The sequence below is a fragment of the Acidisoma silvae genome (genome assembly GCF_020618775.1).
In the GTDB taxonomy this organism is placed as follows: Bacteria; Pseudomonadota; Alphaproteobacteria; order Acetobacterales; family Acetobacteraceae; genus Acidisoma; species Acidisoma silvae.
Genome location: NZ_JAESVB010000005.1, coordinates 141,876 through 165,867, shown reverse-complemented (window position 1 = coordinate 165,867; position 23,992 = coordinate 141,876). Strand labels below are relative to the sequence as shown.

Sequence of the window (23,992 nt, the reverse complement as noted above, 5' to 3'; positions counted from 1 at the left end):
ACCTTTTGGGCAAAAAATTTTCATGAGGCCACGGTGCGGGCGAGCAGGCGGAGCTGACGCTCCAGCCGTTCTTCAGCCGCTTCCGCGGTGATCCCGATCAGCATGACTGGTTTGATGGAGGAGGCGAGGCAATCTAACAGGGTAGCTGCGGTCATTGATGCGTCATCGACATGAAGACCATCCTTCTCCACACCTTCGCGCAATAGGTTCGCGAGTTCAAGTCTGAGTGTGCATTGCAGGAACTCGCCGATGAACATCCAGCGCTGTTCGCGCTTCATGATCTCGAATTCTATTAAGTTTTGAAAAAACTGTGCGCCGTGTCTCGTAACATTCGCTTCAATCATATCGATGAAGTGACGGTTGACTGCGCGAATGACGTCTTCAAGTCTTGTCCATGCTGGCTTTTCTTCAGCACGGATCAGAGGAAGAAGCTCAAGATGAAGCTCGCGCATGAAGTGCTCGCCGACAGCTTCGATCAGCGCATCCTTCGTCTGGAAGAACTTGTACACATTTGCGGGAGACATGTGCAGTTCGCGTGCAATGTCAGCCACCGACGTGCGGCGGGGGCCAAATCGCGAAAAAAGCTCCTTGGCTTTTTCGAGAATGAGACGATGGGTTTCAGCCTTCGGGGCCATCAGAGATCACCATGGTGATGAATGACGTATTTCATCACCTCAACAGCGTCAATCTGATTGCGGTGCAAAGGCTGCCTTGCGTGACTGCGATTATCCAGTATAATGGACGAATGTAGTTTATAGGAAACGTCGACACCGTTTCCGTGAGGAGCATCCTTCATGGTCATCCGCCCTGCCTCCGAAGCCGATATTGCCGGCATTCTCGTTATTTATAATGAGGTCGTCCGCACCTCCGCCGCCGTCTACACGGAGGAGGAGGCCAGTCTCGACAATCGTCTGAAATGGTACGCGGATCGACGGGCGCTCGGCTACCCCGTTCTGGTTGCGGAAGATGATGCGGGCGAAATTGCGGGCTTTTCCAGCTTCGGCGATTTTCGCCCCTGGCCGGGTTTTCGCCTGACGGTCGAGCATTCCGTCTATATCCGCACCGATTGCCGTGGCCAGGGCCTGGGCTGCGCGCTCATCACCCCGCTCTTCGATGAAGCGCGGGCTCTGGGCAAGCATGTCATGATCGGTGGCATCGACGCCGGCAATCCGGCCTCGCTGCGCCTGCATGAAAAGCTGGGTTTCGAGCGCGCCGGCACCCTGCGCGAAGTCGGCACCAAATTCGGCCGCTGGCTAGACCTCGTCTTCATGCAGCGCATTCTATGACCGGACAATTGGCCGAGGCCGAGGCGCGGATCGCCCGCCGCATCCGGCTGGAACGTGACGCGCGGGGCTGGTCGCTGGCCGATCTGGCCGACCGGTCCGGTCTCGCCAAGGCCACCATCAGCAAGATCGAGCGGATGGAGATGAGCCCTACCGCCGTGACCCTGCTGAAGCTCGCCACGGCCTTCGATCTCACGCTCGCCGGGCTGCTGTTGCGCGCGGAGGAGGCGGGGGATCGCGTTTCGCGCGCCGCCGACCAACCGCTATGGCGCGATCCTGAGACAGGGTATCTGCGCCGGCAAATTTTCAGCCGGTCAGATTTTCCGCTGGAACTGGTCCGCGTGGAAATGCCGGCCGGTCAAAGCGTCATGCTGCCGGCGGCCTCCTTCGCGCGCATCCGGCAATTGCTGATGGTGCAATCGGGCTGTCTGGTTCTGACGGAAGCGGAGGCCGAGCGGCATGAGCTAGCGGCCGGTGACTGCCTCGCCTTCGGGCCGCCCGGCGACGTCACCTTTGCCAATGAGAGTGCGGAACCCTGCACCTATTTCGTTTTTCTCCAGCGGAGCTGAGCCTTGTCCGACATCGCGATCACGCAGCTTGATCAGTCACCCGAGACCATCATGCAGCTGGCAGCCCTTCTTGTGGAGACCGTGGCCCATGGCGGCTCCGTCAGCTTCATGCATCCGCTGGCGCCAGAAGCGGCGCGGGCCTTCTGGGACTCAGCGCTTGCTTCCGCCGGGCGGGGGCAGCGTGTGGTCTTCGGCGCCTGGCACGGGAACAGTCTTATCGGCACGCTGTCGCTGGTCACGGCCTTGCCGGAGAATCAGCCCCATCGCGCGGAAATCGCGAAGATGATGGTCGCCGTCCGGCATCGTGGGCAGGGCATCGCCTCGGCGCTGCTGCGCGCGGCGGAAGCGGAGGCGGCGCGCCTGGGCCGCACGCATCTGATGCTGGACACGGCCAGCGACGGCGGCGCGGCCGGCCTTTACGAACGGCACGGCTTCATCTTCGCCGGAGAGATTCCGGATTTCGCGCTGAAACCCCAGGGCGGCCTCACCGGCACCCGGCTCTACTGGAAACGGATTTAGAACGGCTCAGGATCGCTCTGACCAGATTTTCGTCGTCGCCCCCGCGGACTTGTTCCGCAGGCCCACCCCCTTCGACGCCACGACGCGGTTTGGGCGCCCAAACGGGTAGGCCCGCGTGACGAGCACGCGGGCGACAATAGGGGGCGCTCACAATCCAAAACGCACTCCAATGAAAAAGGCCGCAGCGGTTGCCCGCTGCGGCCTTTTTTTAATCTGACGTCGCCAGATTACGCGGCGCTGGAATCCGAGGAGCGGTCGGCGCGCTTGCGCGCGTTGGGGTCCAGGTGGCGCTTGCGGATACGCACGGCGGACGGCGTCACTTCCACCAGCTCGTCGTCTTCGATGTAGGCAATCGCCTGTTCCAGGGACATGCGGCGCGGCGGGATCAGCAGCATCGCCTCATCCTTGCCGGCGGCGCGGATATTGGTGAGCTTCTTTTCCTTGATGACGTTCACGTCGAGGTCGTTCTCGCGGCTATGCTCGCCGACGATCATGCCGGTGTAGACCTTGTCGCCCGGATCGACGAAGAGCGTGCCGCGCTCCTGCAGATACCACAGCGAATACTGCACGGCTTCGCCGTCCAGGTTCGAGATCAGGCTGCCGTTGCGGCGTCCTTCGATGGCGCCGGTCCAGGGACCGTAGCCGGCGAAGAGGCGGTTCATGATGCCCGAGCCGCGCGTATCGGTGAGGAATTCCGAGTGATAGCCGATCAGGCCACGGCTCGGCATGCGGAAGGTGAGGCGAACCTTGCCACCGCCGGAGGGGCGCATGTCCTGCAACTGCGCCTTGCGGCGGCTCAGCTTCTCGACGACGACGCCGGTATAGGGCTCGTCGACATCGGCCAGCACGTCTTCCATCGGCTCTTCGCGTTCGCCGGTCTCTTCATTGATGCGCGTCAGCACGCGGGGACGGCCGATGGTCAGCTCGAACCCTTCGCGGCGCATCGTCTCGATGAGAACGCCCAGCTGGAGTTCGCCACGGCCCGCGACTTCGAAGGCGTCCGTCTCGTTGCTGATCGTCACCTTCAGGGCGACGTTGCCCTGAATTTCGAACATCAGACGGTCACGGATCTGGCGCGACGTGACCTTCTTGCCTTCGCGGCCGCCGAGCGGGCCGTCATTGACGCGGAAGGTCATGGAGAGGGTCGGCGGATCGACCGGAATGGCCTGGATCGGCGTCGTCAGTTCCGGTGCGCCCAGCGTGTCGGGGATGGTGGCGTCCGTCAGGCCGGCAATGGCGATGATGTCGCCAGCCTGGGCTTCTTCGACCGGCACGCGGTCAAGGCCGTTGAAGGACATCAGCTTGGTCAGGCGGCCGGTTTCAACCACGGTACCGTCGGCGCGCAGCACCTTCAGCGGCATGTTGAGCTTGGCGCGGCCCTGCTCGACGCGGCCCGTCAGCACGCGGCCGAGGAAGTTGTCATAGTCGAGAATGGAGGCGAGCATCGCGAAGGGCGCTTCCAGATCGACCTTCGGCGCCGGCACATGGCTGACGATGAGGTCGAACATCGGCGTCAGATCCTTGCGGGCGCCTTCAACCTCAAGATCCGCCCAGCCCTGACGGCCGGACGCAAACAGCGTCGGGAAGTCGAGCTGCGCGTCATTCGCGTCAAGCGCCGCGAAGAGGTCGAAAACCTCGTTATGGACTTCGTCGGGGCGAGCGTCGCCACGGTCGATCTTGTTGACGACGACGATGGGGCGAATGCCGCGCGCCAGCGCCTTGCCGAGCACGAACTTGGTCTGCGGCAGCACGCCTTCGGCGGCGTCGACCAGAAGGATCGCGCCATCCACCATGCTCAGAATACGCTCCACCTCGCCGCCGAAATCGGCATGGCCAGGGGTATCGATGATGTTGAGGCGGATGTCTTTCCAGACGACGCTCGTGCACTTGGCAAGAATGGTAATGCCGCGCTCGCGCTCGAGGTCGTTACGGTCCAGCGCGCGTTCGGCGACCTGCTGGTGCTCACGGAAGGCGCCGGATTGCTTCAGCAGCGCGTCGACGAGCGTGGTCTTGCCATGATCGACGTGGGCGATGATGGCGATATTGCGAATGTCCATGACGTCTTCCGGTTCTGGACCCGGTAATGAGCCCGTAGAGTCTTGCGGTCCGATTCGGCGCAGGCCTTATGCAAGGGCGCATAGACATGCGACGTACGTTAAACGCCCCGCCGGTGGCGGATGGCCGCCAGGGGCAGGGCGCTTTTGTTGCGGCGCACAGATAACTGAACTTTTGCGCGGATGCGAGAGTAAAGAAACGGCGCCGCCCGCGTCAGGCAGACGGGCGCCATGCGGCCAAGGCGGTGCAACCGGCGCGCAGGCCCGTCAGGCCGAGGCCTGATCTGGCTGCGGCGGCGCTGCGGACTTAGCGGAAGCTGACGTCGTCCCGGTCGGACTGCGCGTCGAGCGCCAGGCTGACCAGACGATGAATGGCCTCGGACCGGTCATCGATATGATGCGCGGCAGACCAGCTGTCGATGGCGCGCGCCTCGTCTGCGGTCACGGTCAGCGATACCGCCTCGCCCTGGGCGGCGTCACGATGATCGTCCGAACGATAAGCCATGGGAAATGGTCTCCTGCCAAAACTTTTGCTCAGAGAAAGATAACCTCTCCGGCCGGCGGGGCGGTGTACAAAAAGCCCATGGCTGCTTTGTTGTTGTTTTGGCAACGGCGTAGCCCCTGAAATCCTTCAATTTCAGGGGCTTTCACGGTCCCGTGAGCGGTAAAGGGCCGATTCCCGCCATGCTTGCGTCACAATCGCGGCGCCAAGTGACAGGGCACGCAGCACGCGGCTCTGTCACGCTGTCAGAGACGCCGCAGACGGGCGATGAAGAAGCCGTCCAACCCGCCTTCCTCCGGCCAAAGGGCGGGATGCGTCCGCACATAGCCCTCACGCGTCACCGCTGATTCGAGCCCCGGCACTTCCGAGCGCCGGATGGGATCGATTTTCACAGGCAGCCAGCTCAGCGCTGCGGCGATGCGGTCCGGCCCTTCCTGCGGCTGCATGGAACAGACGGCATAGACCAGCCGGCCGCCGGGCTGTAGCAGGCCCACGGCCGCCGTCAGCAGACGGTCCTGCATCGCGGCCAGGTTCTGCACATCGCCCTGCTGCTTCAGATAAGGCACGTCCGGGTGGCGGCGAATCGTGCCGGTGGCACTACAGGGCGCGTCGAGCAGAATGGCGTCCAGCTTGCCTTCGGGCTTCCAGGTGGCCGCGTCGCCCGTGATGATCCGGGCCGACAGGCCCAGCCGTTCCAGATTGGCGGTCAGGCGCGGCACGCGGGCGGAGAGCAGTTCGATCGCCGTCACATGGGCGCCGGCGGCCGCCATCTGCGCGGTCTTGCCGCCGGGGGCGGCGCAAAGATCGGCGATATGCTCGCCCGGCTGGGCGTTCAGGATGCGCGCGGGCAGGGCGGCGGCGGCATCCTGCACCCAGGCGCGGCCGGCGACGAAGGCCGGAATATCGGCGACGCGGGTGCCGGCCGGAAAGCGGACGGAGCCGGTCGGCAGCAACTGGCCGTCTTCGGGCACCGGCTCGCCGGGCAGCAGGCTGATATCGAGCGGCGCTTCCGTCTGATGGGCGATGGCGATGGCCCGCGCATCCTTGTCCCAGCCCTTCCACAGCCAGGGCGGGGTATCCAGGCGGGGGCTGTCCAGCTCCTCAAGCGCGGCCTGACCGCTTTCGGAGACGCGGCGCAGCACGGCATTCACCAGGCCGGCGAATTTTTCCAAATTCTTGGCGCGGGCGAGGCCGACGGCGGTGGCGACCGCCGCATGGGCCGGCGTGTCCAGAAACAGCAGCCCGGCCGCGCCCAGGCGCAGCACATGCATCACCAACGGCGGCGGCACCCGCTTCAGATAAGGATCCAGCACCGTGTCGATGGTGCCGCGCCGGCGCAGCGCGGTCGCGGCCAGCCGGTGGGCGGCCGCCTTGTCCCGCGAATCTATGGAGGGCAAGGAATCCAACGCCTCCTCCATCGACCGGTGCCTGTCCAGCACAGCCGAAAGGAGAGAGAGGGCAGCCGAACGCGTGGGATCGGAGGAGAGGGGGGAGGTATTATCGTCGTGCTTCACACTCTGCCTATACCGCGTTCTGATGATTGCGACCTGCGCGAAGCGCGCTATGAAGACCGGCCGTAAGGAGAAGGCTGAGCATGGATCCGATACAAGCGATCGTCATTGCCGTGGTGCAGGGCGCGACCGAGCTTTTCCCGGTCAGCAGCCTGGGCCATGCCGTTGTACTGCCCGCGCTTCTGCATTGGCATATGGACCAGCACGGCGACACCTTCCTGCCCTTTTTGGTCATGCTGCATGTCGGCACCGCTTTGGCTCTGCTCGGTTTCTTCTGGAAAGATTGGATGGCCATCCTGCGCGGCCTCATCGGTATGGGCTCGGCCCATGAGGTGCGCGAGGCGCGGCGCGTCTTTCTGTTGATCGTCATCGCCACGATTCCGGTCGTCATCCTGGGCGGCGGGTTGGAGCATCTGCTGCGCCGGGTTTTCGCGACGCCGTTGATCGCCGCCGTCTTCCTGATCGTCAACGGCCTGGTTCTTCTGGTGGGCGAGAAGCTGAAGGGCAGCAGGACCAGCACGCTGGCGCTGTCCAAGCTCGGCGCCCGCGACGCCTTCATCATCGGCTGCTGGCAGTGCCTGGCGCTGATCCCCGGCATGTCCCGGTCCGGCGCCTCCATTCTCGGCGGCGTGCTGCGCGGCCTGGACCATGAAGACTCGGCGCATTTCTCCTTCCTCATCGCTTTGCCGGTCATCGTCGCGGCGGCGGTGCTGGAAGTGCCGAAACTGATGCATGACCATGCGGCGCATGGCGCGATGGGCCTGGCCGTGGCGGCGGCGGTCGTGGCCGGCGTGACAGCGCTTGCCAGCACCGCCTTCCTCATGCGTTGGTTCCGTGGGCATGACAGCTGGGGCATGGCCCCCTTCGCCATCTATTGCATCGTCGCGGGTGCGCTATCCGCCGGCTATCTCTTCATCACAGGTTAAAGACGCGTCTCATGAAACGGTGGATTCTGGCAGCCAGCCTCTGTCTGCCCCTGGCCTTCGCCGCACCGGTGAAGGCGGCGGAACCGGCGGCGACTCCGGCCCGACCGGCGGTCGATCTCGCGACCGCGCCCATCGGCCGGATGGAATTGCCCTGGTGGCGGCAGCGGTTCGAGCACAGCCTGGAGCGTGTGCGTCAGGGCCATGTGAACCTGATCTGGCTGGGCGACTCGATCACCCAGAACTGGGAACTGGCGGGGCCCGAGCCTTTCGCCGATTACCGCCCGATCTGGAACCGCTTCTATGGCGACCGCGAGGCCGTCAATATGGGCTTTCGCGGCGATACCACGGCCAGCGTCATCTGGCGGCTGGACCATGGCGAGGTCGCGGGGCTGAACCCGCGCGCGCTGGTGTTGCTGGTCGGCGCCAATAACTTCGGCCATGTCCACTGGAACGCGGAAAAGAGCTTCGCCGGCATCAATTCCATCGTCCATATGCTGCGGCAAAAGCTGCCCAATACGCAGATCCTGCTGCTGGCGGTGCTGCCCAGCGAGCGCTCGCCCTGGATCACGCAGAATACCGAAGCGCTGAATGCCATGCTGGCGTCGTCCTACCGTGACCGTCCGTACGTCACCTTCATGAATGTCGGCGGCCTGTTCTACCGGGACGGCCATCTCAACCGGGCGCTGTATCTGGACCCGCATCAGGCGGTGACGGCCAGCCACGAGCCGGGCGTGACAACGGCGACAGTGAACAGTGTCGCGCTGCATCCGGACGCGCAGGGCATGGCCATGATCGCCGAAACGATCGAGCCGGTGCTGCACAGGCTGATGGCGGACCGTGATCACCGGCGTCCGCCAGCCGGCTGAACGTTTCAGGTTTAGAGAGAAGCGTCTCCCTAACCGTCATGCCCGCGAAGGCGGGCATCTTCTTGCCCAGGCTGTCGCAAAGAAGATTCCCGCCTTCGCGGCAATGACGACGTTTAAGTGAAAACCGGAAGCGCTCTGACGGACTCTCGGCGCGCTACAGCCAGCCGCGGAACTTGAACCACACCATGGGAAGCACCGCCGACAGCACGATCATGGTGATGCCGTAGGGATAGCCGAAGCTCCAGTTGAGTTCGGGAATATCCTTGAAGTTCATGCCATAGATGCTGGCGATCAGGGTCGGCGGCACGCCGACGACGGACACGACCGTCAGAACCTTGATGATATTGTTCTGGGCGTTGTTGATGAAGCCCAGCGTCGCATCCAGCAGGAATTGCAGCTTGTTGTTGAGATGGCCGTCATAGTCGCTGAGCGAGGTGATGTCCTGGCGCAGTGACTTCAGCCGTTCGCGGTTCTCGCGGTCGATCCAGGTCGCGGCGATCTGGCCGACATAGGGCAGGATACGGCCGACGCCGAGCAGGCTGTCGCGGATGCTGGACATAAGGTCGGCGGCGCGGCCCAAGCGCTTCAGCACGTTTTGCAATTCGTTGTCGAGCTTGCGCCCGTGCTTCGCGCCGGTCCCCGCTTCGCTGAAGATCTGCTTCGAGATCGCGTCCAGTTCGTCGCGCATATTCTCGAGAAGGTCCGACATCCGATCGCTGACCGCTTCCAGTAGCGACAGGAAGATGTCGATCGGCTCGCCCGATTCCATCGGCTTGCGGTGTTGTGACTCCAGGAAGTTGTGGAAGGCGCGGCTGCGGTTGAAGCGGATGGTGACCAGCTTTTCCCGGCTGAGGATGAAGCCGATAGGGCGGACATCGGCCGGCATGCCGTCCATTTTCGCGACCAACGGCATGCTGAGATACATCGCCGTGCCGTCGTAGAAGAGACGGCTGGAGGTCTCGATCTCGCCCAGTTCGTCTTCGGTCGAAACCTCTAACCCGGTTGCGGCCTGAACGCGCGCTTTCTCTTCCTCGGTCGGATTGAGAAGGTCGATCCATGTCGCCTGGGACAGGTCGCCGTCGAGGGGAAAGTCACAGAGGGGAATCCCTTCCCGCGCGGCATAGGCACCCAGCATAGAGCAGTCCTTAATCAGAGAAACCAAAGGCCAGCCGGCCTTACCCTAGCGGTGGTGCGGTGACAGGTGACAAATTCGGGTCATAGGCGGGAGAGGGCGGGGTAGCAATTTCCGATTGCGCCGGAAAACGGCTTTGTGACGGTCAAGGCCGGTGCGCGCGCTCCGGTCTGGGAGCGCGCGTCTGCTGTCGCTCAGGCGTAAGGCGGCTTGGTATGACCGGCCGGGGATAGCGTGAAAATCTCGCAGCCGGTTTCGGTAATGCCGATCATATGCTCGAACTGCGCCGACAGCGTGCGGTCCCGTGTCACGGCGGTCCAGCCGTCGTCCAGAATCTTCACTTCGGGACGGCCGCCATTGATCATCGGCTCGATGGTGAAGACCATGCCGGCGCGCAGCTTGGTGCCCGAGCCGGGGCGGCCGTAATGCAGGACATTCGGCGGCTCGTGAAAGCGCAGGCCGATGCCGTGGCCGCAGAAGTCGCGCACGACGCTCAGGCGCTGCGGCTCGACGAAGCTCTGGATGGCGTGGCCGATATCGCCCAGCGTATTGCCGGGCTTGGCGACGGCAATGCCGCGCATGAGCGATTCGTAGGTGATATCCATCAGCCGTTTCGACTTGGTGCTGGGCGTGCCAGCCGCATACATGCGGCTGGTATCGCCATACCAGCCGTCCAGAATGACGGTTACGTCGATATTCAGGATGTCGCCCTCTTCCAGCTTTCGCGGACCCGGAATGCCGTGGCAGACGACGTGATTGATGGAGGTGCAGATCGATTTCGGATAGCCGCGATAGTTCAGCGGCGCCGGCACGGCGTTATGATCCAGGATGAAGTCATGGCACAGCTGGTCCAGCCGCTCGGTCGTCACGCCCGGCACGACGAAGGGCGCGATCATGTCCAGCGTCTCGGCAGCCAGCCGTCCGGCGGCATGCAAAGCCGGAAAATTCTCCTGCGCGTAAAGACTGATCTGCCGCGCGTCCGTCTCGCCATCCATTATCTGATCTCCAACGCCTTTCTCGGCCCATAAAGCGGCGGAGAATGCGCCGCGCGCAAAGCCGGACGCAAGGGCGATGCGGGCAGGGCAGAGTTATCGCGGTTCGCGGTCGGCCCGGGCCAGGTGACAATCCCGTCAGTTGCTTGCCGGCGCTGCCTCTGGCAGAGAGCGAGCATGCGCCGCCGCACCCTGCTTCATGCGATTCCCGCCGCTTCCGCAACGCTGCTTCTGGGCAGCGAAGGGGCGGCCATGGCTGCGACAGGCAGCTTCCAGAGCTTTCTGGTCGAGGTTGATCGGCTGGCCGCCGGCCAGGGGGTCAGCTACGCCACCCGCCGCGCCGCGCTGGTGGGCCTCCAGCCCAATTCCGACGTCATCCGGCTGGACAATTACCAGCCCGAATTCACCCAGACCTGGGCGCAGTATTCCGCCAAGCGTTTGTCCACCGCCCGCGTTGCCGCCGGGCAGCAGAAATACGCGCAGAGCCAGCAGGTTCTGGCCGCCATCCGCACGGAATACGGTGTCGACCCCGGCGTCATCCTCGGCATCTGGGGGCTGGAGACCAATTACGGCAGCTATACCGGCGGATTTTCGGTCGTGCAGGCTTTGGCGACGCTGGGCTGGACCAGCCATCGCCCGGCTTATTTCCGCTCCGAACTCATCGCCGCTTTGCGCATCATCGACAGCGGCGCGGTTTCGCCCCAAGGCATGACCGGCTCCTATGCCGGGGCCATGGGCCAGCCGCAGTTCATGCCCAGCGTTTATCTGAAGCTTGCCGTGAGTTTCTCCGGCCAGGGCCGCCCGAATATCTGGACCGATATTCCGGACAGCCTGGCCTCCATCGGCAATTACCTGCACGTATCGGGCTGGAAACAGGGCCTGCCCTGGGGCGAGCAGGTTATCCTTGGCCCCGGCGTCGACGCGCCGGCCATCGACCCCGATCAGGCCATGCCGCTGTCGCAGTTTCTGTCCATGGGCGTGCGCCGCCTGCCGGGCCACCCCTACGCGCCCAGCACGCTGCCCACGCGTCTCATCCAGCCGGACGGCGCGGGTGGCGCGGCCTATCTGGTCTATCCGAATTACAAGGCGATCCGGCGCTATAACCCGTCCGACTTCTACGCGCTGTCGGTCGGCCTGCTCGGCAATCTCGTCACCGCATGAAGCCGCTTCCGCTCGCCGCGCTCGGCGCCCTGCTGGCCGTCTCGGGCTGCGTGAAAAGCGGCCCGCCGGTCGTCTCGCACCCGCATTACGTCATCGGCGACGGCTATCAGGCCAATGGTGCCTGGTACTATCCGCGCGAGGATTATGGCTATGACCGCACCGGTCTGGCCTCCGTCTATAGCGATGACGGCGCGCCGTCCGTGACGACGGACGGCGAGGCCTATGACGCGGCGGCGCTGACCGGGGCCAGCCAGATTCTGCAACTGCCCTGCATCGTGCAGGTGACGAACCTTCAGACCGGTCGGCAGATCCTGCTGCGGGTGAATGACCGCGGACCGGCCAATCCCGGCCGCATCCTGGCGGTGACGCCGCGTGCCGCGCAATTGCTGGGCATTCCGGCCGGTGGCTTGGCCGAAGTGCGGGTGACGATCCAGAAGGATTCCAGTCAGTCTTTGGCCGACAGCCTGGGCGGCGGCATCAAGATCGCGGCCGCGCCGGTCGGCACCTTCCAGGCTGAAAGCCTTGCGCCTCCCAGCGGTGTCGCCTCTGCCAGCGGTGCCGCCGTCGTGCAGACTGACCGTGCCAGTAGCGATTCCGTCGGCGCGGCGGTGCCGCCTTTGCGCCTGCCCGAGCGGGTGACGCAGCTGCCGCCCAGCCCCGGCGCGCTCTATATTCAGTCGGGCAGCTTCGGGCATCGCTACGACGCCTATCGCCAATCCGCGCGTCTGGCCGGATTACCAAATGCTCATGTGATCGCGATCACAGGGGGAGGGCGCATGCTCTACGGCGTCCAGAGCGGACCTTATTATACGGTGCCGCAGGCCGATTCGGCGTTGTCCTCCAGCCTTGCCGCTGGCGCCGTGGACGCCACTATTATCGTGCAGTAAGCCGGGCGGGCCGGCAGTCAGGCCCGCTCGTGCTCCGGATCGGAACCGCCTCATGAATACTCGTCGCTTTTTGCTTCTTTCCGGCGCTGCCGTCTCCAGCCTTGCCGCTGTGCCCGCCTGGGCAAAGCGCAAGAAGCCTGTCGCGAAAGCGGCGGCCGCCGCCGGTGACGATGGCGGTCCCGGCACCGCAACCGCCGTCGTATCCGCCCCGGCCGATACGCCGGTCGGCCCGCTCGACACGATCGCGGGCCATGCCATCGTCATTGATTTCAATACCGGCGCGGTGCTGCTGACGAAGGACGCGGATACGCCCAGCCCGCCGTCTTCGCTCACCAAGCTGATGACGATCTACATCACCTTCACGCAATTGAAGGAAGGCAAGCTGACGCTGGGCCAAACCTTCACCATCAGCGAACATGCCTGGCACATGGGCGGCAGCCGCATGTTCGTGCAGGTCGGCACGCAGGTCACGATCGAGGATCTGATCCGCGGCATCTTCGTCGATTCCGGCAATGACGCGGCGGTCGCCCTGGCCGAAGGCATTGCGGGATCGGAGGATGCTTTCGTTGCCATGATGAATGCCGAGGCGAAGAAGCTCGGCATGACCAATACCCATTACATGGACGCGTCCGGTTGGCCGGTGGATGGGCATGTCATGTCGGTGCGGGATATCGCGACGCTGGCGACCCATATCATCAAGGAATTCCCGGACTATTATCATTACGCGGGCGAGCAGACCTTCACGTATAACAAGATCACCCAGCAGAACCGCAACCCGCTGGTCGCGGCCGGTGTCGGCGACGGGTTGAAGACCGGTCATACGGATGAGGGCGGCTATTCCGAATGCGGCTCGACCGAGCGCAACGGCCGGCGCGTCATCGTCGTGCTCAACGGCCTGCCGACCTGGAGCTCGCGCGTCACGGAATCGAAGCGCCTGATGGATTGGGCCTATAATACCTTCCAGGACGTGCCGGTCTTCACGGCCGGCCAGGTTGTCAGCCAAGCGCCGGTCTGGCTCGGGCAGGTTCCAAGCGTGCCGCTGACAGTGCAGACCGGCCTGACCGTGACGCTGCCGAACAATTGGCGCGATACGACCAAGATCGCCGTGGATTATCCGGCGCCGCTGCCGGCCCCGGTCATCAGCGGCCAGAAAGTCGGTCAGATCACGCTCAGCGGCACCAGCGTTCCGCCCGGTCAGACCCTGACCGCCGATCTGGTGGCTGGCGGTGACGTGCCGCGCCTGGGCCTGCCGGGCCGGGCGATGGCCCGCCTGAAGCACTTCATCACGGGTGCCTGATCATGGCAGGTCGGCCCGGCCGCTTTATCGTCTTCGAGGGCGGTGACGGCGCCGGCAAAGGCTCTGTCCTCGCCGCCGCTGCCGAAGCTTTGCGCGCCGACGGGTTCGACATTCTGACGACCCGCGAACCCGGCGGCACGCCGGAAGGCATGGCGCTGCGGGCGCTGCTGTTGTCGGAAGCTGGCGAAGTCTGGGATCAGGGTTCGGAACTGCTGCTGATGACGGCCGCCCGCGTGCAGCATATGACGCGCGTCATCCGCCCGGCGGTGGCCCAGGGCCAGATCGTGCTCTGCGACCGCTATGTCGGCTCGACGCTCGCCTATCAGGGCGGCGGACGCGGAATTGCGCCCGCGCTTATTCGTCAGTTGCATGCGGATTTCGTCGGCGATTATTGGCCGGATCTGACGGTCCTGCTGGATATTCCGCCCGCCGAGGGGCTGCGCCGCAGCCAGCGGCGGCTGGCCGATACCGCGACGGACGAAGGCCGCTTCGAAGGTCTGGCGCTCGATTTCCATGAGCGCGTCCGGGCCTCCTTTCTGGCGCAGGCCAAGGACATGCCGGATCGCTTTCTGGTCGCCGATGCCGCGCCACCGCTGGCCTCCGTGCAGGCCCATGTTCTGGCCGGGCTCCGGGCCTGGCTGCAAACATCACTTACGACGGGATAATGCCCATGCGACGTTTTCTTCTGCCCCTCGCCGGATTGACGATGATGGCGGTTTCCTCTGCCGCCATGGCTGCCGCGCCTGCCGGCTACACAACGCTGTCCGACGGCGTCATGGAACATGACGATGTCGTTGGCACCGGCCCGGTCGCGCAGCCCGGCCAGACGGTCGTGGTGAATTACACCGGCTGGCTGTATCAGGACGGCCAGAAGGGCCAGAAATTCGACAGTTCCTATGACCGCAACCAGCCTTTCAGCTTCGTCCTGGGCAATGGCCAGGTTATCGCCGGCTGGGATGCGGGCGTTGCCGGCATGAAGGTCGGCGGTGAGCGCACGCTGATCATTCCGCCCGACCAGGGTTATGGCGACCAGGGCGCCGGCGGCACCATTCCGCCGGGCGCGACGCTGATGTTTGACGTCAAGCTGATAGGCGTGAACTGACCTACCCATCGCCCCGCGATAATCCCGACCTGCTCGGCCATGCGGCGGCCGAGCAGCTGTGGCGTACCGCGCGCGCTGCCGGACGGCTGCACCATGCCTGGCTGATCACCGGCACGCGCGGCATCGGCAAGGCGACGCTCGCCTTCCGCCTCGCGCGCAGCCTGCTGGGCGGCCTGCCGCCCGAGGCCAATCTGCGGATGGACCCGGCCGACCCGGTCTTCCGCCGCATCGCCGCCGGCACCCATGCCGGGCTGATGGTGCTGGAACGCGGCGCGGACGAAAAAACCAAGCGCATGCGCCGCGACATCGTCGTCGACGAAGTGCGCGGGGTGACGCAGTTCCTGCGGCGCACGGCGGGCGAGGGCGGCTATCGCGTCGTCATCGTCGATGGCGCCGAGGACATGAATACCAATGCGGCCAATGCGCTGCTGAAACTGCTGGAAGAGCCGCCGCCCGGCGCTTTGCTGTTTCTGGTCTGCCACGCGCCCGGCCTGCTGCCGACGACCATTCGCAGCCGCTGCCGCCGCCTGCGCCTGTCGCCGCTGGCCGAACCCGATGTCGAGACGCTGCTGGGCCGCTACCTGCCGGAGAGCGGTGTCGAGGAACGGGCCGAAATGGCGCGGCTGGGCGAAGGCTCCATCGGCCGGGCGCTGACGCTGGCCGCCGGTGACGGGCCGGCCATGGCGGCCGAGGTGCATCGCGTGCTGGCCAGCTTGCCGACCGGGCAGGCAGCGCTGAGCGTGGCGGACGGCGTGGCGCGGGACGAGGAGAGTTTCGGCCTCTTCATGGACCTGCTGCGCCAGGCCATATCGGATGTCGTGCGCCAAGGCGCGCGCGGGGCGCTGTCCAGCCATCAGACCGGCCTGCTCGCCCAGCGTTCCCTTGAGGGCTGGGGTAAGGTATGGCAGGCCCTGACTCAAATCCAGGATGAGACGGAACGCTTTGCTTTGGATCGCCGACAGGCGGTGCTCGCGGGGCTGAGCCTGATGGCGGGAACATGACCAAAAGCTTCTACGTGACGACGCCGATCTATTACGTGAACGGGGCGCCCCATATCGGTCACGCCTATACCTCCATCGCCGCCGATGTGCTGGCGCGGTGGAAGCGGCTGGACGGGTACGACGTCTTCTTCCTGACCGGCACGGATGAGCACGGCCAGAAGGTGGAGAAGGCGGCGCTGGATGCCGGCGTCGATCCGCAGACCTTTACGGATCAGGTCGCCGAGCAGTTCCAGACCCTGGCCGTGGCACTCGGTCTCTCGAATGACGATTTCATCCGCACGACGGAGGAGCGCCACAAACGCGCCTGCGCCGCGCTGTGGACCAAGCTGCTGGATGCCGGGCATATCTATCTGGACCATTACGAGGGCTGGTACGCCGTCCGCGACGAGGCCTTCTATGCCGAGGATGAGCTGACGACGAATGTCCACGGCATTCGCGTCGCGCCCTCCGGCGCGCCGGTGGAATGGGTGCGCGAGCCCTCCTATTTCTTCCGCCTCTCGGCCTGGCAGGACAAGCTGTTGGCGCATTACGAGGCCAATCCGGATTTCATCGGCCCCAACGCCCGCCGCAACGAGGTGCTGAGTTTCGTGAAGGGCGGCCTGATCGATCTTTCCGTCAGCCGCACCAGCTTCACCTGGGGCGTGCCGGTGCCGAACGACCCCGCCCATGTCATGTATGTCTGGCTGGACGCGCTGACCAATTACCTGACCGCGACCGGCTATCCTGATGCCGATGCGCCGCGCGCCCGTTTCTGGCCGGCGGACGTGCATATGGTCGGCAAGGACATCATCCGCTTCCACGCCGTCTATTGGCCGGCTTTCCTGATGGCGGCCGATATTCCTTTGCCCAAGCGCGTCGCCGCCAATGGCTGGTGGACGGCGGAGGGCGAGAAGATGAGCAAGTCGGTCGGCAATGTCGTCGAACCCAATGCGCTGATCGGCGAATTCGGCCTGGATGCCGTGCGCTTCTTCCTGCTGCGCGAAATGCCGTTCGGCAATGACGGTGATTTCAGCCGCCGCGCGCTGATCTCGCGCCTCAATGTCGAATTGGCCAATGACCTCGGCAATCTCTGCCAGCGCAGCCTGTCGATGATCGCCAAGAATTGCGACGGCAAGCTGCCGCCGCTGCCCACGCCGCTGACCGAGGCCGATATTGCCCTGCTGTCCCAGGCGCAGGCGCTGCCGGCGCTGCTGGGCGCCGCGATCGAGGCCCAGGCCTTCCATGTCGCGCTTGAGGAAGCTTGGAAAGTCATTCGTGCCGGCAATGCCTATATCGATCATCAGGCGCCTTGGGCGCTGAAGAAGACCGATATCGTCCGCATGGCCAGTGTGCTGCGCGTGCTGGCCGATGTCATCCGTCATGTCGCGACCGTCTTGCAGCCCTTCATGCCCGACAGCATGGGTCGGATGCTCGATCAACTGGTCGTGCCGGCTGATGGCCGCACGCTGGCCGGTCTCGCGACGCCTTTGGTGGATGGCACAAGCTTGCCGGCGCCGCAGGGCATCTTCCCGCGTTTCGTGGAAGAGGTTGCCTGAGCGTGCTGATCGATAGCCATTGCCATCTCGACTATTTCAAGGACGAGGAACTGGACGCCGTCATTGCCCGCGCGCGTGACGCGGGCGTGGGTGAAATGGTGTCCATCGGCACCAGCCTGGAACAGTCCCGCCGTATCCTTGCCCTTGTCGAGGACAAGCCCGGCATCTGGTGCTCCATCGGCATTCATCCGCAGCACGCGCATGAAGAGCCGGTACCGGCGGTCGAAACCCTGGTCGCGATGACCAAGCATCCGAAAGTCATCGGAATCGGTGAAACCGGGCTCGACTATTTCTATGATACCGCGCCGCCCGAAGTGCAGAAGGCGGGTTTCCGCGCCCATATCCGCGCGGCGCGCACTGCCGGCGTGCCGCTGGCCATCCATGCGCGCGACGCCGACGATGATATCGCTGCCATTCTGCGCGAGGAGCGGGAGGAGGGCGGTGCCTTCGACTTCCTGCTGCATTGCTTTTCCTCCGGCCGGGGCCTGGCGGAAGCCGCGATTGCGATGGGCGGCTATCTCAGCTTCTCGGGCATCCTGACTTTCCCGAAATCGACGGAGCTGCGGGAGATCGCGGCCGATGTGCCGGCCGAGCGGCTGCTGGTGGAAACCGACAGCCCTTACCTGGCGCCCGTGCCGTATCGCGGCAAGCGGAATGAGCCGGCGCATGTCGCGCATACGGCGGCCAGGCTGGCCGAAGTGCGCGGCCTGTCTGCCGAGGCGCTGGCCGAGCTGACATCGGCCAATTTCCGCCGCCTCTACCCCAAGACGGTCGCGGCATGAAGGCCATCGTTCTCGGCTGCGGGGGGTCGGCCGGCGTGCCGATGATCGGCGGCCCGGACGGCCGTGGCGATTGGGGCGCCTGCGACCCTGCCGAGAAGCGCAACCGCCGCACCCGCTCGTCCATCGTTCTGCAAGGCAATGACGGCCGCCGCATCCTGGTCGATACCTCGCCCGATATGCGCAGCCAGCTCGTCGATCACGGCATCCGCTCCATCGACGCGGTGCTGTACACGCATTCCCATGCCGACCACATCCTGGGCCTGGACGATGTGCGCATCCTCAACCGCATCATAGACCGGCCGATGCCGGTGCGGGCGGATGCCCATACCTTGGCGGAACTCCAGCGGCGCTTCGACTATGCCTTTCTGCCCTGGCGTCCGCCCGGCTTCATCCGTCCGGTGCTGGAGGCCGAACCCGTGCGCCCCGGCGACAGCATCACGCTGGCGGGGATGGACCTCTCGGTTTTCGAGCAGGACCATGGTTTCGGCAGCACGCTGGGCCTGCGCCTGGGCCGTTTCGCCTATTGCACCGATGTCGTCGACCTGGATGCGGCGGCCTGGGACATCCTGGCGGGGGTTGAGACCTGGATGGTCGACTGCTTCCAGCGCGAGCCGCACCGAACCCATGCCTGGCTGGCCCTCGTCATCGAATGGGCGGCCAAGCTCGGCGTGCGCCGCACGATCCTGACCCATATGGGCAATGACATGGATTGGGGCTGGATGATGCGCAACCTGCCGCGCGGCTTCGAGCCCGCCTATGACGGGATGGAAATTTCTATCCCCGAATAGCCGGATGAATTCGTTTCGGATCTGTTGAAACCGGTCGGAGTCCGGCTCATAATAAGGTCATCAGGAGGCGAATATCATGTCCGACGCCACCGCCGAACATGGCCTTGATATCCGCGAGCAGATCGTTCGTATCGATCGGGCTTTGGCGGAGAGCCGCAAGTTTCAGGCAGAGCAGAGCAAGCTGATCGCCGAAGCGGCAAAATACGATCGCGAACGTAAACTGGCGCCCTTCGTGCTCGCCATTTCGCTGAGTGCCGGGGTCAGCGCGGCGCTGGTCAGCCTGCTGGGCCGGCTGATCCACTGATGTCCTCGCCGGTCATTGTTACGCAAATTTGCGGTACTACCCCGCTGGGCATCGCTTCGCTCTATGCTGGAGCGCCGGAGACAGCGTAAGCTCCCCCCGTGATCATCGCTCGTATCCTGTCTGTGCTCGCGGCCATCTTCCTGGTGTCGGCTTTCGCCGTCGCCAGCATCTGGCCGCCAGATATGCAGCTGAAGACCTTGGTTGCCATGGCCGACCCGAATTTCGTACCGGCCTTCCAAAGTTTTGTGACTGGCAATCTGCCGCCCTGGGCCTGGACGGATCTGGCCTGGCCGCTGTTGCAGCGCCCGGCCTGGCTGCTGCCGACGGCGATCGGCCTCATCCTGTTCGGCGGCGCCATTAGCCTGTCTGGCCCGAAAGGCAGCCGGACAAGGCCACGCCGCTGGCGCGGCTGACGGTCGCACACCATATAAGACCGAGGCGGCGCCATAAGCCGCCCGTTAATCATAATCGGGAGACCTTCAGCCATGGTGCAATCCCTGGAGCGGGTAACGGCAACGCCGGAAGCCCTTGATCTCATCGCGACACTGACCGGTGAAAACGGGTCCATCCTGTTCCATCAGTCGGGCGGCTGCTGCGACGGGTCATCTCCCATGTGCTACCCGCGCGGCGATTTCATGATCGGGGACAATGACGTGCGGCTGGGAGAGATCGGCGGCGCGCCCTTCTTCATGAACCGCGCGCAATTCGACTACTGGAAGCATACGCAGATCATCGTCGATGTCGTGTCCGGGCGCGGCGGCATGTTCTCGCTGGAAAACGGGCGTGGCGTGCGGTTTTTGACGCGCTCCCGCGTTTTCACCGATGATGAGGTTTCCGCCCTTCTCCCTGTCTAGCCGGAAGGAAATCCGCTTGTATCTGCCCCGCCAATTCCGCGAAGACCGCACCGACGTCCTACATGGCGCGATCCGCGATTATCCTATGGCGCAGCTCGTCACCTTCGGCACCGAGGGACTGGAGGCGACACCGCTGCCGCTGCTGCTGGACCTGTCGGATAACGGCCAGGGCGTGTTGCTGGGCCATCTGGCGCGGGCCAATCCGCAATGGAAGACGGCGGATCGATCCGTCGAGGCGCTGGCCATCTTTTCCGGCCCTGACAGCTATATCTCGCCCGGCTGGTACGAGACCAAGCGCCAGACCGGCAAGGTGGTGCCGACCTGGAACTACGTCACCATCCAGGTGCGGGGACGGATTTCCTTCTTCGAGGAAGCCACGCCGCTGCTGGACATCGTGCGGCGGCTGACGGAGACGCATGAAGCCGGGCGTGACGCGCCCTGGGCCGTCTCCGACGCGCCGGAGGATTATGTCGCCAGCCAGTTGCGCGCCATTGTCGGCCTGCGGATGGAGATCACCGATATCACCGGCAAATGGAAGATGAGCCAGAACCGCAGCGAGGCAGACCGTGGCGGCGTCATCGAAGGCCTTCGTGCCGAGGGCAAGCCCGACGCCGATGCCGTGGCCGATCTCGTTGCCGAGGCGATGGGCGAGGATTGAGTCTCTAAGTAAATGCTAGAATTTTTTGGGAACTACCTTTAAATGACTACTGTAGTCACCTGAGGTCGGCGATGCGCGAAATTCAACTGAGAGACGCAAAGGCGGGACTGTCTGCGGTTGTTGATGCCGCTGTAGCCGGGCATCCCTCAGTCATCACGCGCCATGGTTCACCGCAAGCTGTCGTCATCAGCTTCGCCGAATGGCAACGTTTGAACCGTGTGCCATCCTTTGCTCAGCTTTTGATGGCCGCGCCACTAGAAGACGGGGACATTGCAGAGCGGCAACCTATGCCTGAAAGCGCGCTGGAGTTTTGATCAGTGTATCTGGTCGATACGAATGTCATCTCCACACTCGCTCCCACAAAAGTCGTAAAAGATCGTTGTGCCAACTGGATTGAGTTGAATTCAGATCGACTATTTATTTCTGCAATAACGATCATGGAAGTCGAAGACGGTATCGCCAAGGCGGCCCGGACGGGTGCGACGCAAAAGGCCAAAATTTTAGCGGCTTGGTTGGAAGCGCTACTTCACCTTTATGGTGACAGGGTTATTGCCCTGGACGCGAGGGCTGCTGCGGCCGCAGGACGCTTGATGGACAAGGCGAGAGGGCTTGGAATAGCACCGGATTTTGCGGATCTCGCCATAGCGGGCACGGCTGAAGCAGCTAATCTCACGATCTTGACCCGCAACCTGCGGCATTTTGTGCCGCTTGGGTTGCGGGTTCTGGATCCCTGGCACTTTACGCCGTCTTCGCCCCCAGCGCCGTCATAATGCCGCGCAGTTCCGCCAGGCCCTTCAGCCGCCCGATATAGGAATAGCCCGGATTGCTGCGGCGTTCGGTGTCGAAGCCCAGCAGATGGCCGTGGTCGGGGCGCATGGGGATGGGCGCGCTATCGCCCGCCGCCGCGCGGCGGCTTTCCTCCCGCAGCAGCACGCCGATCAGCGCCACCATATCGACATCCCCCGCCAGATGATCGGATTCGTTGAAAGACCCGTCAGGCTCTTTCGCGACATTGCGGAGATGGACGAAATTGATGCGCGACGCGAAGCGTTCGGCCATGCCGACCACGTCATTGTCGGGGCGTGACCCGTATGACCCGGCGCAGAGCGTCAGACCATTGGCGGGCCGATCGACCGCCGCCAGAATGGTTGCGGCGTCATCCGCCGTGGAGACGATGCGCGGCAGACCGAACAGCGAGAATGGCGGGTCATCCGGATGGATGCCGAGCTTGACGCCGAATTCCTCGGCCACCGGCACCACCTCTTCCAGAAAGGCCACCAGATTGGCGCGCATATCGGCGGGTGTCACACCGTGGAAGGAGGCGATGCGGCGGGCGATGGCGTCACGCGTATAGGTGTCCTCGCCGCCCGGCAGGCCGGCGATGATGTTTTTTTCCAGTATCGCGATTTCGGCTTCCGTCTTGCGGGCGATGACGCCACGTGCGCGGTCCAGCACCGCCGCCGGATAATCGCCCTCGGCGCCCGCGCGTTTCAGCACGAAAGCGTCATAGGCCACGAATTCCAGCATATCGAAACGCAGCGCATGGCCGGTGCTGGGCATGGCATACATCAGGTCCGTGCGCGTCCAGTCCACAACGGGCATGAAGTTGTAGCAGATGACAGGAATGCCGGCGCGGCCGAGCTCGGCCAGGCTGTCCTTCCAGGCGTCGATATACTGCCGGTAGGGGCCGCTGCGCAGCTTGATGGAGGTATGGACCGGGATCGATTCGCAGACATTCCAGGAGAGACCTGCCGCTTCGATCATGGCCTTGCGGCCGCCGATATCATCGGCCGTCCAGGCGCGGCCGTCATAGATGTGATGGAGCGCGGTGACGATGCCGGTCGCGCCCGCCTGTCGTACATGGGCCAATGGAACCGGATCATCCGGTCCAAACCAGCGCCAGCTCTGTTCCAAGATCGCCTCCATTCTCTAGTCTTATTAACGGGGAGGCTCGTCACTTCCTGGCGTCGCGTCAACCGTTGCGGCGCGCTTCCAGCTAGGCGAGAACGGCATATAAAAGCGGGGGACGAAAAAGATGCATGGGTCGCAGAACAAGGTGGCGCTGATCACGGGCACGACCGGGATCGGCCGGGCGACGGCGCTGGGCCTGGCGCGGGCAGGCTATGCCGTCATCGCGCTCGGTATCGACCCGCAGGGCAATGACGGGCTCAGCCAGCTTGCGGTGGAGGAGGGGCTGACGGTGACGGTGCTGCGCACCGATGTCAGTGACCCGAAGGCGGTGGCGGAGGCTGTGGCCGAGGCCGTGCACCTCCATGGCGGGCTGGATGTCATCGTCAACGCGGCGGCCGTCCATCCCTACGGCGATGCGGTTGAAACCGACCACGCCACCTTCATGCGCTGCATGGCGGTCAATGTCGGGTCCATCCATTTGACGGCGCAGGCGGGCGTGCCGGAAATGCGCAAGCGTGGCGGCGGCGTCATCGTCAACCTGTCGAGTGTGCAGGGTTTCGCCTGTCAGGCGGGGGTGATGGCTTATGTCGCATCCAAGGGCGCCATCCATGCCATGACGCGCGCCATGGCGCTGGATTTCGCGGCTGACCAGATTCGCGTCGTCTCGATCAGCCCGGGCTCGATCCGCACGCCCATCCTGACGCTGGCGGCACAGACTTTCGACGGACCGGACGCGGATATCGACGATGCTTTCGCCCGGTTCGGCGCGGCGCATCCGCTGGGCCGCATCGGCGAGCCCGAGGAAGTGGCCGATCTGGTCGCCTTCCTGGTCTCAGACAAGGCCGGCTTTGTCACCGGTGCCGATTTCAAGATCGACGGCGGGCTGACCGCCGGCATCGGCGTGCGCTGACATAAAAAAGGCGGAGCCCGGTGAGGCTCCGCCTTTTTCAGTCTTCGTCGAGGTTGTGGCGATTAGCCAGCCTGGCCCGGCGCCAACAGCTGGAAGGAACCAGCCTGCTCGTGATGCACGGCGGTCGCGCCGAAATCCTGGGCGCTGGCGGTGTTCACCGTCTCGCCCGGCTTCAGGGAGATGATGCTGACATTGGCCTGCGGCGCGGCAACCGGGGCAGCGGCGACGGGTGAAGCGGCCTGGCCGGGCTTCAGAGTCACGGCGTCGGGCGCTGCATATTGCTGCGCGAAGACGGCGGTGCTGCCCAGAAGCATCAGGCTGGCGGTAGCGGAGAACAAAAGACCGGATTTCATAGCGATGGCTCCAAAGCTCAAATTTTCGACGTCTTGCTTAACAAATGTGCAACGGCGTTTGAGCGACATATGGTGCAGTGCGACAGATGGAGAAA

At 64.3% G+C, this 23,992-nt stretch carries 29 protein-coding genes; 21 read left to right on the top strand and 8 right to left on the bottom strand.

Features of this window, described 5'->3' with window-relative positions:
* Positions 1 to 20: 20 nt before the first annotated feature.
* Entirely contained in the window at positions 21 to 635 is a 615-nt protein-coding gene (locus ASILVAE211_RS13285; RefSeq protein WP_227321812.1) for a TetR/AcrR family transcriptional regulator, read from the bottom strand.
* Positions 636 to 794: 159 nt separating this feature from the next.
* On the opposite strand from ASILVAE211_RS13285, the gene ASILVAE211_RS13280 reads away from it, so the two are divergent.
* From ASILVAE211_RS13280 to ASILVAE211_RS13270, 3 genes are read left to right on the top strand one after another with little or no spacing between them, the layout of a single operon-like run.
* Positions 795 to 1,286: a GNAT family N-acetyltransferase gene (locus ASILVAE211_RS13280; protein WP_227321811.1), complete on the top strand. Its 492-nt coding sequence runs from the start codon at positions 795 to 797 to the stop codon at positions 1,284 to 1,286.
* Positions 1,283 to 1,852, top strand: coding sequence for a helix-turn-helix domain-containing protein (locus ASILVAE211_RS13275; RefSeq protein WP_227321810.1), 570 nt, complete (start codon positions 1,283 to 1,285; stop codon positions 1,850 to 1,852). The genes ASILVAE211_RS13280 and ASILVAE211_RS13275 overlap by 4 nt, the downstream gene beginning before the upstream one ends.
* A gap of 3 nt (positions 1,853 to 1,855) precedes the next feature.
* Positions 1,856 to 2,371, top strand: a complete 516-nt coding sequence (locus ASILVAE211_RS13270) for a GNAT family N-acetyltransferase (protein ID WP_227321809.1) — start codon at positions 1,856 to 1,858, stop codon at positions 2,369 to 2,371.
* A gap of 227 nt (positions 2,372 to 2,598) precedes the next feature.
* On the opposite strand, the gene typA is transcribed toward ASILVAE211_RS13270, so the two are convergent.
* From typA to ASILVAE211_RS13255, 3 genes are all read right to left on the bottom strand, one after another.
* On the bottom strand, positions 2,599 to 4,428 hold the full coding sequence (gene typA, locus ASILVAE211_RS13265) for a translational GTPase TypA (protein WP_227321808.1): 1,830 nt from the start codon (positions 4,426 to 4,428) through the stop codon (positions 2,599 to 2,601).
* A 304-nt stretch (positions 4,429 to 4,732) separates the two neighbouring features.
* Positions 4,733 to 4,930: a hypothetical protein gene (locus ASILVAE211_RS13260; RefSeq protein ID WP_227321807.1), complete on the bottom strand. Its 198-nt coding sequence runs from the start codon at positions 4,928 to 4,930 to the stop codon at positions 4,733 to 4,735.
* A gap of 242 nt (positions 4,931 to 5,172) precedes the next feature.
* A complete protein-coding gene (locus ASILVAE211_RS13255) occupies positions 5,173 to 6,441 on the bottom strand; it encodes an RsmB/NOP family class I SAM-dependent RNA methyltransferase (protein WP_227321806.1) in 1,269 nt (422 codons plus the stop codon).
* Positions 6,442 to 6,521: 80 nt separating this feature from the next.
* Between ASILVAE211_RS13255 and ASILVAE211_RS13250 the strand changes: the two genes are divergently transcribed.
* Both ASILVAE211_RS13250 and ASILVAE211_RS13245 read left to right on the top strand, forming a co-directional pair.
* Complete coding sequence (locus ASILVAE211_RS13250; protein WP_227321805.1) at positions 6,522 to 7,364, top strand: undecaprenyl-diphosphate phosphatase; 843 nt, start codon at positions 6,522 to 6,524, stop codon at positions 7,362 to 7,364.
* 11 nt (positions 7,365 to 7,375) lie between these two features.
* Positions 7,376 to 8,230, top strand: coding sequence for a GDSL-type esterase/lipase family protein (locus ASILVAE211_RS13245; RefSeq protein ID WP_227321804.1), 855 nt, complete (start codon positions 7,376 to 7,378; stop codon positions 8,228 to 8,230).
* A 154-nt stretch (positions 8,231 to 8,384) separates the two neighbouring features.
* Here ASILVAE211_RS13245 and ASILVAE211_RS13240 read toward each other — a convergent pair whose 3' ends face one another.
* Both ASILVAE211_RS13240 and map read right to left on the bottom strand, forming a co-directional pair.
* Entirely contained in the window at positions 8,385 to 9,365 is a 981-nt protein-coding gene (locus tag ASILVAE211_RS13240) for a magnesium transporter CorA family protein (RefSeq protein WP_227321803.1), read from the bottom strand.
* A gap of 191 nt (positions 9,366 to 9,556) precedes the next feature.
* Entirely contained in the window at positions 9,557 to 10,357 is an 801-nt protein-coding gene (gene map, locus ASILVAE211_RS13235; protein WP_227321802.1) for a type I methionyl aminopeptidase, read from the bottom strand.
* 174 nt (positions 10,358 to 10,531) lie between these two features.
* Between map and ASILVAE211_RS13230 the strand changes: the two genes are divergently transcribed.
* From ASILVAE211_RS13230 to ASILVAE211_RS13160, 15 genes are all read left to right on the top strand, one after another.
* Positions 10,532 to 11,515: a lytic murein transglycosylase gene (locus ASILVAE211_RS13230; protein ID WP_227321801.1), complete on the top strand. Its 984-nt coding sequence runs from the start codon at positions 10,532 to 10,534 to the stop codon at positions 11,513 to 11,515.
* Entirely contained in the window at positions 11,512 to 12,402 is an 891-nt protein-coding gene (locus ASILVAE211_RS13225) for an RlpA-like double-psi beta-barrel domain-containing protein (RefSeq protein ID WP_227321800.1), read from the top strand. The genes ASILVAE211_RS13230 and ASILVAE211_RS13225 overlap by 4 nt, the downstream gene beginning before the upstream one ends.
* A gap of 52 nt (positions 12,403 to 12,454) precedes the next feature.
* A complete protein-coding gene (locus tag ASILVAE211_RS13220; protein ID WP_227321799.1) occupies positions 12,455 to 13,699 on the top strand; it encodes a D-alanyl-D-alanine carboxypeptidase family protein in 1,245 nt (414 codons plus the stop codon).
* 2 nt (positions 13,700 to 13,701) lie between these two features.
* Positions 13,702 to 14,364: a dTMP kinase gene (gene tmk, locus ASILVAE211_RS13215; protein ID WP_227321798.1), complete on the top strand. Its 663-nt coding sequence runs from the start codon at positions 13,702 to 13,704 to the stop codon at positions 14,362 to 14,364.
* 5 nt (positions 14,365 to 14,369) lie between these two features.
* Entirely contained in the window at positions 14,370 to 14,801 is a 432-nt protein-coding gene (locus ASILVAE211_RS13210; protein WP_227321797.1) for an FKBP-type peptidyl-prolyl cis-trans isomerase, read from the top strand.
* Positions 14,798 to 15,802: a DNA polymerase III subunit delta' gene (locus ASILVAE211_RS13205; protein ID WP_227321994.1), complete on the top strand. Its 1,005-nt coding sequence runs from the start codon at positions 14,798 to 14,800 to the stop codon at positions 15,800 to 15,802. The genes ASILVAE211_RS13210 and ASILVAE211_RS13205 overlap by 4 nt, the downstream gene beginning before the upstream one ends.
* A complete protein-coding gene (gene metG, locus ASILVAE211_RS13200; protein WP_227321796.1) occupies positions 15,799 to 17,337 on the top strand; it encodes a methionine--tRNA ligase in 1,539 nt (512 codons plus the stop codon). The genes ASILVAE211_RS13205 and metG overlap by 4 nt, the downstream gene beginning before the upstream one ends.
* A 2-nt stretch (positions 17,338 to 17,339) precedes the next feature.
* Complete coding sequence (locus ASILVAE211_RS13195; protein ID WP_227321795.1) at positions 17,340 to 18,119, top strand: TatD family hydrolase; 780 nt, start codon at positions 17,340 to 17,342, stop codon at positions 18,117 to 18,119.
* Positions 18,116 to 18,907, top strand: a complete 792-nt coding sequence (locus ASILVAE211_RS13190) for an MBL fold metallo-hydrolase (RefSeq protein ID WP_227321794.1) — start codon at positions 18,116 to 18,118, stop codon at positions 18,905 to 18,907. Before ASILVAE211_RS13195 ends, ASILVAE211_RS13190 begins: the two co-directional genes overlap by 4 nt.
* A 76-nt stretch (positions 18,908 to 18,983) precedes the next feature.
* Positions 18,984 to 19,211: a hypothetical protein gene (locus ASILVAE211_RS13185; RefSeq protein ID WP_227321793.1), complete on the top strand. Its 228-nt coding sequence runs from the start codon at positions 18,984 to 18,986 to the stop codon at positions 19,209 to 19,211.
* 98 nt (positions 19,212 to 19,309) lie between these two features.
* Positions 19,310 to 19,624, top strand: coding sequence for a hypothetical protein (locus tag ASILVAE211_RS13180; protein WP_227321792.1), 315 nt, complete (start codon positions 19,310 to 19,312; stop codon positions 19,622 to 19,624).
* 72 nt (positions 19,625 to 19,696) lie between these two features.
* Complete coding sequence (locus ASILVAE211_RS13175) at positions 19,697 to 20,065, top strand: DUF779 domain-containing protein (RefSeq protein ID WP_227321791.1); 369 nt, start codon at positions 19,697 to 19,699, stop codon at positions 20,063 to 20,065.
* Between the two features lie 16 nt (positions 20,066 to 20,081).
* Positions 20,082 to 20,723, top strand: a complete 642-nt coding sequence (locus tag ASILVAE211_RS13170; protein ID WP_227321790.1) for an FMN-binding negative transcriptional regulator — start codon at positions 20,082 to 20,084, stop codon at positions 20,721 to 20,723.
* 71 nt (positions 20,724 to 20,794) lie between these two features.
* Complete coding sequence (locus ASILVAE211_RS13165) at positions 20,795 to 21,037, top strand: type II toxin-antitoxin system Phd/YefM family antitoxin (protein WP_227321789.1); 243 nt, start codon at positions 20,795 to 20,797, stop codon at positions 21,035 to 21,037.
* A 3-nt stretch (positions 21,038 to 21,040) separates the two neighbouring features.
* Positions 21,041 to 21,493, top strand: coding sequence for a PIN domain-containing protein (locus tag ASILVAE211_RS13160; protein WP_227321788.1), 453 nt, complete (start codon positions 21,041 to 21,043; stop codon positions 21,491 to 21,493).
* Here the strand turns inward: ASILVAE211_RS13160 and uxuA are convergent.
* A complete protein-coding gene (uxuA, locus tag ASILVAE211_RS13155) occupies positions 21,462 to 22,637 on the bottom strand; it encodes a mannonate dehydratase (RefSeq protein WP_227321787.1) in 1,176 nt (391 codons plus the stop codon). The two genes, ASILVAE211_RS13160 and uxuA, sit on opposite strands and share 32 nt — an antisense overlap.
* Before the next feature lie 121 nt (positions 22,638 to 22,758).
* Between uxuA and ASILVAE211_RS13150 the strand changes: the two genes are divergently transcribed.
* Positions 22,759 to 23,544, top strand: coding sequence for an SDR family NAD(P)-dependent oxidoreductase (locus tag ASILVAE211_RS13150; protein WP_227321786.1), 786 nt, complete (start codon positions 22,759 to 22,761; stop codon positions 23,542 to 23,544).
* Between the two features lie 62 nt (positions 23,545 to 23,606).
* Here the strand turns inward: ASILVAE211_RS13150 and ASILVAE211_RS13145 are convergent, their stop codons facing one another.
* The gene (locus tag ASILVAE211_RS13145) at positions 23,607 to 23,897 is read right to left on the bottom strand and encodes a hypothetical protein (RefSeq protein WP_227321785.1); all 291 of its coding nucleotides are present in this window, start codon (positions 23,895 to 23,897) and stop codon (positions 23,607 to 23,609) included.
* Positions 23,898 to 23,992 lie beyond the last annotated feature (95 nt).

Bases quoted from the DNA above. Each gene is read 5' to 3' on its own strand.
- ASILVAE211_RS13285 (WP_227321812.1), bottom strand. From the start codon at position 635: ATGGCCCCGAAGGCTGAAACCCATCGTCTCATTCTCGAAAAAGCCAAG.
- ASILVAE211_RS13280 (WP_227321811.1), top strand. From the start codon at position 795: ATGGTCATCCGCCCTGCCTCCGAAGCCGATATTGCCGGCATTCTCGTT.
- ASILVAE211_RS13275 (WP_227321810.1), top strand. From the start codon at position 1,283: ATGACCGGACAATTGGCCGAGGCCGAGGCGCGGATCGCCCGCCGCATC.
- typA (WP_227321808.1), bottom strand. From the start codon at position 4,428: ATGGACATTCGCAATATCGCCATCATCGCCCACGTCGATCATGGCAAG.
- ASILVAE211_RS13260 (WP_227321807.1), bottom strand. From the start codon at position 4,930: ATGGCTTATCGTTCGGACGATCATCGTGACGCCGCCCAGGGCGAGGCG.
- ASILVAE211_RS13250 (WP_227321805.1), top strand. From the start codon at position 6,522: ATGGATCCGATACAAGCGATCGTCATTGCCGTGGTGCAGGGCGCGACC.
- ASILVAE211_RS13245 (WP_227321804.1), top strand. From the start codon at position 7,376: ATGAAACGGTGGATTCTGGCAGCCAGCCTCTGTCTGCCCCTGGCCTTC.
- ASILVAE211_RS13240 (WP_227321803.1), bottom strand. From the start codon at position 9,365: ATGCTGGGTGCCTATGCCGCGCGGGAAGGGATTCCCCTCTGTGACTTT.
- map (WP_227321802.1), bottom strand. From the start codon at position 10,357: ATGGATGGCGAGACGGACGCGCGGCAGATCAGTCTTTACGCGCAGGAG.
- ASILVAE211_RS13230 (WP_227321801.1), top strand. From the start codon at position 10,532: ATGCGCCGCCGCACCCTGCTTCATGCGATTCCCGCCGCTTCCGCAACG.
- ASILVAE211_RS13225 (WP_227321800.1), top strand. From the start codon at position 11,512: ATGAAGCCGCTTCCGCTCGCCGCGCTCGGCGCCCTGCTGGCCGTCTCG.
- ASILVAE211_RS13220 (WP_227321799.1), top strand. From the start codon at position 12,455: ATGAATACTCGTCGCTTTTTGCTTCTTTCCGGCGCTGCCGTCTCCAGC.
- tmk (WP_227321798.1), top strand. From the start codon at position 13,702: ATGGCAGGTCGGCCCGGCCGCTTTATCGTCTTCGAGGGCGGTGACGGC.
- ASILVAE211_RS13210 (WP_227321797.1), top strand. From the start codon at position 14,370: ATGCGACGTTTTCTTCTGCCCCTCGCCGGATTGACGATGATGGCGGTT.
- metG (WP_227321796.1), top strand. From the start codon at position 15,799: ATGACCAAAAGCTTCTACGTGACGACGCCGATCTATTACGTGAACGGG.
- ASILVAE211_RS13190 (WP_227321794.1), top strand. From the start codon at position 18,116: ATGAAGGCCATCGTTCTCGGCTGCGGGGGGTCGGCCGGCGTGCCGATG.
- ASILVAE211_RS13185 (WP_227321793.1), top strand. From the start codon at position 18,984: ATGTCCGACGCCACCGCCGAACATGGCCTTGATATCCGCGAGCAGATC.
- ASILVAE211_RS13175 (WP_227321791.1), top strand. From the start codon at position 19,697: ATGGTGCAATCCCTGGAGCGGGTAACGGCAACGCCGGAAGCCCTTGAT.
- ASILVAE211_RS13165 (WP_227321789.1), top strand. From the start codon at position 20,795: ATGCGCGAAATTCAACTGAGAGACGCAAAGGCGGGACTGTCTGCGGTT.
- ASILVAE211_RS13150 (WP_227321786.1), top strand. From the start codon at position 22,759: ATGCATGGGTCGCAGAACAAGGTGGCGCTGATCACGGGCACGACCGGG.
- ASILVAE211_RS13145 (WP_227321785.1), bottom strand. From the start codon at position 23,897: ATGAAATCCGGTCTTTTGTTCTCCGCTACCGCCAGCCTGATGCTTCTG.